Source organism: Oscillibacter sp. CAG:155, from assembly GCA_000436875.1.
In the GTDB taxonomy this organism is placed as follows: domain Bacteria; phylum Bacillota; class Clostridia; order Oscillospirales; family Oscillospiraceae; genus Oscillibacter.
Window position 1 is genome coordinate 1 of sequence record FR890922.1, and the last position, 1,361, is coordinate 1,361.

Consider the following 1,361-nt stretch of genomic DNA (forward strand, 5'->3'; position numbering starts at 1 on the left):
GGTTGTTATAGTCCGCCAGGTAGCGGTTCTGGGCCCTGTCGCCGGTACTCCAGTCGCTGGGGTAGTAGCCGCTCTCACCTTTTTTGATGCAGATAAGGGTTCCTTCTCCGGGAAGCACAGACCAGCACATATCCGGCAGGCGGGTGAGCGAATCGGGGGAGAACTTCTCTTCCTCTGTCTGGATTGTCCAGTTGCTGGAGTTCCAGAGACTCACATAGAGTTCTCCCTCTTCCAAGTCGATGGCCCGTTGCTCAAATCCCTCGCCCCAACCGTCCGATGCCTGCCCTGAAATGTAATCAGCCAGGGCCTCTTTTTCCTCCGGCAGAAGTTCGCCCACTACCTTGCATTCCGCTACGCACCACAGCTGCCCATCGCGGCTCTCTGCGTCAAACACGATGGACTGAACTTTCTCATTCACCCCATCCTGTTTGTCATACCAGCGCATAAGGCCACGGCTTTTTTCCTCCGGCACCTGGTTTTCCAGAAGTGCCTCGTGAATACACGACTGATAGTCTCGCAGATCACGGCCATTCAAATCGTTGCCGTACTCCTCCAGATCTCCCCAGCTGTCACGACCGTAAAGTTGAGCGGTGAGAGGCATATAGAACTTCAGCGTCTGAGGTTCTGGAAGCTGGACCGGAAACCGATCCTCGCCGATGATGAGGGCAAGGCCGCTGCCGTTGTCCCACTTCACATGGAATTGGCCTGCGTCATCGATATGATCCAGAGTCCCCATACTGCCAGGGGACAGTGCGTAGGGATCATCTTTCATTTCCGTCAATCGAATGCGAGACCCCTTGGGATATTGCTCCCGGAGAAAGTCCAGCCACTCTTTTTGTATTTGCATCTTGCACCTCCTACATGGTCATGCCCTGATCTTGGGACATATCCTCCAACTCCTGATGGAGTTGTTCTACTGCCTCGAAAATCGTTGGATCGTTCTTGAAACTCTCCAGTTTCTGATAGTCACCGAAAAATGTCTGCTCCCCGTCCACCATTCGGACAAAGTCGACTGTAGCGAAGTCATCCTTGGTGACACCAAGCCGTTTCTCAGGATGGTCGCTGCTCTGATAGAGCTCGACCGCTTCGTCCAGGGTCAGATTACGGTGGAGCTGCTCCTGCGGGGTGTTACAATCAGTCATTACAAACCACGCATAGGAATGGGGGAGGGACGAGTTTGCCACATCTCGAAGGGCTCGAAGCCCTTTCTCGGTCAAACCGTAGTTACAGGTTCGTCGAGGATTTTCTTCGCCTGCAAAATCCAACAGAATATCATCCACTGCTTTCTTGATCTCTGGATCTTCAGAAAGCGTTTCGTGCTTGAATCCGGTCGTATTGCGGAGTGGAAGTTCTTCTTTGAT

Annotated in this window: 1 protein-coding gene and 1 pseudogene; both read right to left on the minus strand. The window is 53.0% G+C overall.

The window, feature by feature from the left end:
• Positions 1-847, minus strand: an 847-nt coding sequence (locus tag QZL67_RS06675; protein ID WP_292920029.1) for a DUF4314 domain-containing protein, incomplete at its 3' end; no start/stop codon positions are given.
• A 10-nt stretch (positions 848-857) separates the two neighbouring features.
• A pseudogene (locus QZL67_RS06680) lies at positions 858-1,361 on the minus strand (hypothetical protein); the annotation flags it as partial.